General features: G+C 54.2%; 11 protein-coding genes. 5 read left to right on the forward strand and 6 right to left on the reverse strand.

The window, feature by feature from the left end; all coding sequences use genetic code 11:
• Window positions 1-554: 554 nt before the first annotated feature.
• The 3 genes from lpxP (at window position 555) to ACZAHD_RS10525 (ending at window position 2,590) form a co-directional block, all read left to right on the forward strand.
• The gene (lpxP, locus tag ACZAHD_RS10515; RefSeq protein ID WP_462456715.1) at window positions 555-1,469 is read left to right on the forward strand and encodes a kdo(2)-lipid IV(A) palmitoleoyltransferase; all 915 of its coding nucleotides are present in this window, start codon (window positions 555-557) and stop codon (window positions 1,467-1,469) included.
• A gap of 92 nt (window positions 1,470-1,561) precedes the next feature.
• Window positions 1,562-2,200, forward strand: a complete 639-nt coding sequence (gene leuE / locus ACZAHD_RS10520) for a leucine efflux protein LeuE (RefSeq protein ID WP_462456716.1) — start codon at window positions 1,562-1,564, stop codon at window positions 2,198-2,200.
• A 126-nt stretch (window positions 2,201-2,326) separates the two neighbouring features.
• A complete protein-coding gene (locus ACZAHD_RS10525; protein WP_462456717.1) occupies window positions 2,327-2,590 on the forward strand; it encodes a DUF2534 family protein in 264 nt (87 codons plus the stop codon).
• Between the two features lie 44 nt (window positions 2,591-2,634).
• Here the strand turns inward: ACZAHD_RS10525 and ACZAHD_RS10530 are convergent, their stop codons facing one another.
• From ACZAHD_RS10530 to ACZAHD_RS10540, 3 genes are all read right to left on the reverse strand, one after another.
• Window positions 2,635-2,757, reverse strand: a complete 123-nt coding sequence (locus ACZAHD_RS10530) for a hypothetical protein (RefSeq protein WP_100684930.1) — start codon at window positions 2,755-2,757, stop codon at window positions 2,635-2,637.
• A 207-nt stretch (window positions 2,758-2,964) separates the two neighbouring features.
• Window positions 2,965-3,069: a YoaK family small membrane protein gene (locus tag ACZAHD_RS10535; protein ID WP_462456718.1), complete on the reverse strand. Its 105-nt coding sequence runs from the start codon at window positions 3,067-3,069 to the stop codon at window positions 2,965-2,967.
• Between the two features lie 120 nt (window positions 3,070-3,189).
• A complete protein-coding gene (locus ACZAHD_RS10540) occupies window positions 3,190-4,203 on the reverse strand; it encodes a sensor domain-containing diguanylate cyclase (protein ID WP_462456719.1) in 1,014 nt (337 codons plus the stop codon).
• A 297-nt stretch (window positions 4,204-4,500) separates the two neighbouring features.
• Between ACZAHD_RS10540 and ACZAHD_RS10545 the strand changes: the two genes are divergently transcribed.
• Window positions 4,501-4,743 carry a putative hemolysin gene (locus ACZAHD_RS10545; RefSeq protein WP_462456720.1) on the forward strand — a complete coding sequence of 81 codons (243 nt, stop codon included), beginning with the start codon at window positions 4,501-4,503 and terminating at the stop codon, window positions 4,741-4,743.
• Here ACZAHD_RS10545 and ACZAHD_RS10550 read toward each other — a convergent pair.
• Both ACZAHD_RS10550 and ACZAHD_RS10555 read right to left on the reverse strand, forming a co-directional pair.
• The gene (locus tag ACZAHD_RS10550; protein WP_462456721.1) at window positions 4,733-5,089 is read right to left on the reverse strand and encodes a DUF488 domain-containing protein; all 357 of its coding nucleotides are present in this window, start codon (window positions 5,087-5,089) and stop codon (window positions 4,733-4,735) included. The two genes, ACZAHD_RS10545 and ACZAHD_RS10550, sit on opposite strands and share 11 nt — an antisense overlap.
• Complete coding sequence (locus ACZAHD_RS10555; RefSeq protein WP_462456722.1) at window positions 5,064-5,585, reverse strand: 2-thiouracil desulfurase family protein; 522 nt, start codon at window positions 5,583-5,585, stop codon at window positions 5,064-5,066. The genes ACZAHD_RS10550 and ACZAHD_RS10555 overlap by 26 nt, the downstream gene beginning before the upstream one ends.
• A 190-nt stretch (window positions 5,586-5,775) precedes the next feature.
• On the opposite strand from ACZAHD_RS10555, the gene ACZAHD_RS10560 reads away from it, so the two are divergent.
• Window positions 5,776-6,468 (forward strand): CTP synthase C-terminal region-related (seleno)protein, encoded by a 693-nt coding sequence (locus ACZAHD_RS10560; RefSeq protein WP_462456723.1) that lies wholly within the window; start codon window positions 5,776-5,778, stop codon window positions 6,466-6,468.
• Between the two features lie 110 nt (window positions 6,469-6,578).
• Here ACZAHD_RS10560 and ACZAHD_RS10565 read toward each other — a convergent pair.
• Window positions 6,579-7,451 (reverse strand): MFS transporter (locus tag ACZAHD_RS10565; RefSeq protein ID WP_462456724.1); only part of this gene is annotated, 873 nt, incomplete at its 5' end.

Below are 7,451 nucleotides of genomic sequence, written 5' to 3' on the forward strand. Positions count from 1 at the left end.
CGATTTATTTGTCGAAAGCGCCAGACACCCAGCAGCTTATTATAAAATAAGCTGATTCTTATTTTATATATAAAAGAGGAATGAAAAGATAATTTACATGCTATTTATAGGTCCTGGCTCTGAAGGATGGAGAACGGTTATATGGGTTAGCACGGCTCCTTTAGCAATGTTTCTACTTTTACCCCTGCTCCGTCGCGGGCGAGAATACAGCGTGGGCAAGAGGTCGCTGGCCACGGGTGGCGCGGGTTGCGAAGCAATATGGCGCGGAAAGGTACAAGTTGATTTAATAATATGCAATCAGAGGATCGAAATAATTAGCGAGAAAAGGGTATCGCAGTAAATATTTGTAATGATAACTTCTTTTTTATTTTACATTCTGTTACAACTGTGAGGGTATTATGCTTTTTTCAGCCTGGAGATTTTTTTTACTTGCCGGAGGGAATTTAGCAGGATTACTATTGTCATAGCTGCTATACGTACCGCCTAACGACTGATGAAGGGACTTCGTTTTTTCCTTAAGCGTTACTCATTGATAGACGTTTACAGGAAAAATCATGTCTTGTGCTTTTAATAAAAGTCTTCTGCACCCTCGCAACTGGGGGACCTGGTTTGGTCTGGCCATCCTCTGGTTAATTGTTCAATTACCTTATCCTCTGTTACATATCATCGGCACCAGCGCAGGAAAGACGTCACGCCGCTTCCTTAAACGCCGTGAGCATATTGCCCGACGCAATCTTGAACTCTGTTTTCCGGACATGTCGCCGCAAGCGCGTGAAAAGATGATTGAGCAGAATTTTATGTCGCTGGGTATGGGGCTTATTGAAACCGGGATGGCCTGGTTCTGGAGCGATGAACGGGTTAAAAAATGGTTTGACGTTGAAGGCTTTGAGAATTTGAGCAAAGCGTTAAGCGCCGGGCAGGGCGTTATGGTCGTAGGCGTGCACTTTATGTCGCTGGAGCTCGGTGGCCGTACCATGGGTCTGTGTCGGCCGATGATGGCGACCTATCGCCCGCACAACAGCCCGCTGATGGAGTGGGTGCAAACCCGCGGACGTCTGCGTTCGAATAAAGCGATGATCGATCGCCGTAATTTATCGGGTCTGGTGCACGCGCTGAAAGCCGGCGAAGCGGTATGGTTCGCCCCGGATCAGGACTATGGCCCGAAAGGCAGCGTGTTTGCACCGTTTTTCTCCGTCCCTCAGGCGGCGACAACAAACGGTACCTACGTTCTGTCGCGTCTCTCCAGTGCGAAGATACTGAGCATCAGCATGGTACGTAAAATGGACCGGCGAGGTTACACCTTATACATCAGCGATGTGCTGAACGACTATCCTGGCGAAGATAAACAGGATGCGGCCAGCTACATCAACCGGGTGATTGAAAAAGAGATTCTGCGCGCGCCGGAGCAATACCTATGGGTCCACCGGCGCTTTAAAACCCGCCCGCTGGGCGAAGGCTCACTCTACTAAGCCAGGCAGCGCGGTAAGCGCTTTCAAAATCGCGGCAGTTGCGTTAACGTGAGCGCGATCGTGTTTTTAAGTTGAAAGCGAAGGAGTGCAGCGTGTTCGCTGAGTTTGGTGTGTTGAATTATCTGACCTATCTGGTCGGGGCTATTTTTATCATTCTGGTGCCCGGCCCTAATACCTTTTTTGTTCTGAAAACCGGTATCGCACACGGCGTTAAAAAGGGCTATCTGGCGGCAGCTGGCGTGTTTATCGGCGACGCGGTGCTGATGCTGCTGGCCTTTGCCGGCGTCGCGACCCTGATTAAGACCACGCCGGTACTGTTTAATATCGTGCGCTATCTGGGGGCGATTTATCTGCTGTGGCTGGGGGGCAAGATGCTCTATTCCGTCCTGACCCAGCGGGAAGGGCACGCGGATACCGGGGCTGAACCGGGAAGCGCGATTCTGAAACGCTCGCTGACGCTTAGCCTGACGAATCCCAAAGCTATTCTTTTCTACGTCTCTTTTTTCGTGCAGTTCATCGACGTTAATGCCAGGACCCCCGGGCTGGCGTTCTTTATTCTGGCGCTGACGCTGGAGGTGATTAGCTTTATGTACATGAGCTTCCTGATCCTGTCCGGTTCGTTCGTGACGCGCTACGTGAAGACCAGAAAGAAACTGGCAAAAATTGGCAACAGTCTGATTGGTCTGGTGTTTGTCGGTTTTGCTGCCCGTCTGGCAACCCTGCAAGCGTAAACCGCTGGCCGGTATTGATTCCGGCCTGATAGCTGAATCCTCTGGCTTGTAACAAAAACCCTTCAATTTTTATTGCATTAATGTTACATATACCGCCGATTATCGGTCGAAGAAAAGGGAACCCGGATGCTTCTGCAAAAACTCATCAGCAACAAAAACAGCAAGAAATTTTTCTTGTCGATAGGGATTGTGTTTGTCATTGCACTTACCGTGGTGGGCCGTGCAACATTTGGTGGCGTGGTTAGCGAATACAATATGCCGTACTCCGAATGGAGCACATCGATGTTTTTCCTGCAGGGGGCGATGGTGACCGTGTACAGCATCGTGTTCACGCTGCTGTTTTCGATCCCGCTGGGCTTCTTCTTTTTAGGTTCTGACCGTCAGGACTAAGGCTATGGGGGCGAACGCACGTTCGCCCTGCTTTAACCCTTCTGTCACCAGCCGCGGCCATCATAATGATGGTGGTGGTGCCTGTGGTGATAACCGTCGTCAACAATACATCCCGATAACAGCGTGCATAGCGCAAGAATCAACGGTAACACGATCGGTTTTTTCATTTCTCACTTCTCCGTTGCTCACCGTCCGCGGGCAAAGAGCGTGCGGAATCGGTTGGTGAAGTGAGTGTAAAGCGTTAACTTATTGAGTGGATAGGATAAATCCGCAATAACGCGCTGACGAATAATCACCCAGACACTACCACCAGCCGAACTGAACGCCGGCCAGGGCAACGATCGCGATGATAATCATCAGAATGGTGCTTTTTTTCACTGCGCGCCGCCCGGAGCCGCGTAGCCGCCGACAAAAAACCAACCGAGAAAAATAACGGCGACGATAAAAATGGCCACCGGGAAAAGAATACCCAATCTCATGATGTTACCCCTGAAGCTAAAAATATGACCTGTCCTGCCACAAAACCATTAAGCTGTTGCATGATATCCGAACAGCTTACCGGAAAACTTCGCTATCATACTGGAGATCGCCGTCAGATTTTAATCAATATTCAGGAAGGAATCTCGCCGACGGGACTTTTTATCCTGATACATGGCGTCATCGGCAGCACGCAGCGCACTTTCGACATCCTGAACCTGCGGATCTACCTCCGCGACGCCAAAACTGGCGCCGGGATAGTTAATTCGGTGCTCGCCAAGAAAGTAAACCCCACATAGGGCCTCCCGCAGGGTCGCTACAAAGGCCTGTTGCTGCATACTGTCCAGCCCGGTGGCGACAACCAAAAACTCATCACCACCGAGACGCCCCACCAGGTCCCCCGGGTGAATATGCGCACTCAGGCGTTCGCCAATTTGAATCAAAAAGTTATCGCCGCATTGATGGCCGAAGCGGTCGTTTATCGCTTTAAAATCGTCAAGGTCGATAAAGATCATTAGAATGTTCCGCTGCTGTTCGCGCTCGCGGGGAAACATTGACGTCAGATGCTTAAACAGCGCCCGACGATTGGCTAAACCGGTCAGCTCGTCGGTACAGGAGTGCATTTCCAGCGCCACGTTGGCGGCGCGGAGCCGATCAACGAGTGTCTCTTTCTCAACGTAATGAGAAATTAAGTTGGCAAACAGCCCCATGACCTGCTCGCCTTCCAGGTTATAGGGCTGTTTATGGCGGCTGGTTGCACACAGTGTGCCGTACAGCGAGCCATCGGCGAGGCGCACAGGGATGCTAAAGAAGGTGATGATACCGAGATCCTGAGCAGCAATGCATGACTGCCAGCGGTTATTGACATCGTTACTGAACAGGCAGTTCTCGTCGATGGCACGCTTACAAAGCGACTCATCCCACGGCACTGAAAACCCTTCCGGGATCTGCATTTCGTTGCTGTTATGCGCATACAGAATCCGCTGGCGCTGCGCGGCAAAATCAATACGAGTCAGATAGGTCGACTCCATTCTGGTCACAAGCTCCAGCATTTCAAGCAATTGCCTGACTAACATTTCGAAGGAGTGTTCATTGGCGAGCGTTTGCGAGACGCGTGCAAGAATAAAATCGGACATGAATGTACGGCTCCCGATCGCGGGTGGGGCCGTCAGTCATTTATACTGCAAAACGGCTACCGACGAAGAGTAAACAGAGATACGACAAATTTAACACATTAATTAAGGGAATACCTGCGATCGCAGCGGGAAAAAAGCCCCGTCGGGGGCGACGGGGAAAACTCATTGATTATGGAATGAGCTGTTCTCTGGTCAGTTCGAGAACAAGCACTACTCTACGGGGCAAAAGTGCAGTTAAAATGGAGAAACCATGAAACGTCAGGGCAAATACGTGCTCAGTGCAAAGAAGGATCAGAAATGAAGTGGATGATAATGATGCTGCCGCTGGCCCTCGCCGGATGCGTGAAGCAACAGGCTGCCCCGCCGCCACCGCAGTCTATCGGCATGGCCAACCCGGCCTCCGTTTACTGTACTCAGAAAGGCGGTAGCCTGGTTCCGGTCCAGACGCCGCAAGGCGTACGTACGGATTGCAAACTTCCCGGCGGTGAAACCATCGATGAATGGACACTATGGCGCCGGGACCATCCCGCTAAGCCGTAACCGGCAGGTTTTTCAGCCAGTCAGCCAGTACCTGCGCGTGGTTTTGTCGGGTATCTTTGGCGGCATACAGCAGGGTTAGTGGCTGTCGACGAGCCAGCGTGGCGAGACGCAATCCTTCGTCACGCCGGGCAGCGAGCTCTTCGCGATACTGTTGACTGAAGCTGGCGAAATCAATCGCCTCGCCGTGGAGCGCTTTACGTAGCGCCGAAGACGGCGAGAGCGATTGGCACCATTCATCGTAGCGCAAAGCCTCTTTTTTCATACCGCGTGGCCAGAGTCGGTCAACCAGGACGCGGTAACCGTCGCTGGGTTCTACCGGATCATAAACGCGTTTGCAGTGGATCATCGTTGGGCTCTTTCTGTTGCATCCAGGCGAGGAGTTGGGGAAGCTGTCGGTCGGAAAAAACCGCAATTCCGTGTTCACTCAACAGCGCCGCCGCCACGCCAGAACCCGGCTTTCGCTGCCCGCTAAACGTTCCGTCGTAAATGAACTGGTTGCCACAGGTCGGGCTACCGTCGGTTAACAACGCGGCCTCGCAACCGGCTTCCTGTGCCGTGCGCAGCGCCAGCCATGCGGCCAACTGATAGTGTGGGGTGACATCCTGACCGTCGCTTTCAATGATACGCGCGCGGTCTTGCATGACATCCATGCCCTCGGCGTGAAGGATTTCGGCCGGGAGTCGGGGGACTGGCAACCCGGCGGCCAGCTCCGGGCAATGAATCACCAGCCGACCGTCACGCTGCCAGCGCGCTAGCGCGTCGGCAAGCTGCGCTTTTTCGCGGCCATTATAGCGAACCTGAAACCCCATCAGGCAGGCGCTGACCAAAATTTTGCTTTTCATAGGCGTCCCATCATGATTCCTCTGCGCTATACAATAGCGCCTGCACGTGGAAATTACCCGCGCGCAAAGCTATTCGAAAGCGTGAAGGGTTCTGGTCGCGGTGAAAACAGGGGTTGTGTTCCGCGAAGGAGATCGCTAATCTGGGGTTCCTTGTGTTGCCCGAAAATCGCTCTGACATAAGGATCCTGCTATGAACACCCCGCTGCGTATTGCCCTGGTTGGCGACTACAATCCCGACGTGATTTCCCATAAAGCTATCCCCCTGGCTATCGACGACGCTGCCGCCGTGCTGGAGCTGCCCGTGCGCTATGCCTGGCTGGCAACCCGTGATATTCACCATGCTGATGTGCTGGTGGATTATGATGCTATCTGGGTCATCCCCGCCAGTCCGTACGAAAATGCCGAAGGCGCATTTACCGCCATTCGCTTCGCGCGCGAAAACAGCGTGCCTTTCCTGGGAACCTGTGGGGGTTTTCAGCACGCGATAATCGAATATGCACGCAATGTGATGGGCTGGCAGGATGCGGCACATGCCGAAACCGATACCGAAGGACGGATGGTGATTGTGCCGTTAAGCTGTTCGCTGGTTGAAAAGTCGGACACCATTGAACTGCGTGCTCATACCCTGATTGCCCGTGCGTACGGTCGCGATAATATCGAAGAGGGTTACCACTGTAACTACGGTATTGCCGACAGTTTTGCCCGTGAACTGGAGCAGGGGGACCTGCGGGTAACTGGCTGGGATGAAGAGGGAGAGATTCGCGCGGTGGAGTTGATCACGCACCCGTTTTTTGTGGCGACCTTGTTCCAGCATGAACGTCATGCCCTTGAAGGGCGTCCTTCACCGCTGGTGCAGGCGTTTTTACATGCTGCGAGTCAATAATCTCACCACCGATTAATGCTGCGGGATTCAGGCGGTATTGCCGATGCGGTTCCGGAGGCGCGGGCGAGCAGGGAAGCATCGCCGCCATCGGATGGCGGCTTACCGGATAGTTACCCGTTTATCTCCCGGTCGCGTCCGGCCAGCGCGCCGAACAGCGCCATCACCACTGAAATCAGCGCCACGGCGATAAGCGGGATATGCCAGTCGCCGTTGGCATCATGAATTTTCCCCATCAGTGGCGGTCCGCAGGCGGCCAGCAGATATCCGATGGTCTGCGCCATCCCCGACAAGGCTGCTGCCTGGTGCGCGGAGTCCGCGCGCAGGCCGATAAACGTCAACCCCAGAATCATGGTCGCCCCCGAACCGAAACCAAAGATCAGCGTCCAGATGACCGCCTGTCCCGGCCAGAACCACAGTCCACAGGCGCTGATGGCGCACATCAGTGCCACAGCGACCGCGATGGCGCGCTGGTCTTTAAGGCGATGAAGAATCAGCGGAATCGCCAGACCAGGGGCGGCGGTGGCCAGCTGGAGCAAACCATGCAGGGAGCCCGCCTGCGCTTCGCTGTAGCCAAGGCTCTGCAAAATGGCCGGCAGCCAGCCGATAATCACGTAATAGACCAGCGAGTTGATGCCGAGGAACAGCGTGACCTGCCAGGCGAGAGCGGAGCGCCAGATGCCGCGATTGTGCATGGCGCCGGAACCGGTGAGCGGCGCAGCCGCGCTCTTACGCGTTTGTGGTAACCACGCCAGCAGCGCCAGCAGCGGAAAGACCATCAACATCAAGAGTGCGCCGTGCCAGCCGAAACCCGCCAGCGTCAGCGGCACCACCAAGGCAGAGCCCAGCGCGGCCGCTCCGCCCATGGTGATCGAGTAGGCACCGGTCATCCTGGCAACGTGCTGCGCGAAGTCGCGTTTGATCAGGCCCGGCAGCAGAACGTTCCCGAGCGCAATTCCGCAACCGATGATAGCCGTACCGCCGAA

The organism is Raoultella sp., assembly GCF_039594335.1.
Lineage (GTDB): Bacteria > Pseudomonadota > Gammaproteobacteria > Enterobacterales > Enterobacteriaceae > Klebsiella.

What these genes read in the sequence shown, in the direction of transcription:
- lpxP (WP_462456715.1), top strand. Translation starts at nt 555, where the DNA reads ATGTCTTGTGCTTTTAATAAAAGTCTTCTGCACCCTCGCAACTGGGGG.
- ACZAHD_RS10525 (WP_462456717.1), top strand. Translation starts at nt 2,327, where the DNA reads ATGCTTCTGCAAAAACTCATCAGCAACAAAAACAGCAAGAAATTTTTC.
- ACZAHD_RS10530 (WP_100684930.1), bottom strand. Translation starts at nt 2,757, where the DNA reads ATGAAAAAACCGATCGTGTTACCGTTGATTCTTGCGCTATGCACGCTG.
- ACZAHD_RS10535 (WP_462456718.1), bottom strand. Translation starts at nt 3,069, where the DNA reads ATGAGATTGGGTATTCTTTTCCCGGTGGCCATTTTTATCGTCGCCGTT.
- ACZAHD_RS10540 (WP_462456719.1), bottom strand. Translation starts at nt 4,203, where the DNA reads ATGTCCGATTTTATTCTTGCACGCGTCTCGCAAACGCTCGCCAATGAA.
- ACZAHD_RS10545 (WP_462456720.1), top strand. Translation starts at nt 4,501, where the DNA reads ATGAAGTGGATGATAATGATGCTGCCGCTGGCCCTCGCCGGATGCGTG.
- ACZAHD_RS10550 (WP_462456721.1), bottom strand. Translation starts at nt 5,089, where the DNA reads ATGATCCACTGCAAACGCGTTTATGATCCGGTAGAACCCAGCGACGGT.
- ACZAHD_RS10555 (WP_462456722.1), bottom strand. Translation starts at nt 5,585, where the DNA reads ATGAAAAGCAAAATTTTGGTCAGCGCCTGCCTGATGGGGTTTCAGGTT.
- ACZAHD_RS10560 (WP_462456723.1), top strand. Translation starts at nt 5,776, where the DNA reads ATGAACACCCCGCTGCGTATTGCCCTGGTTGGCGACTACAATCCCGAC.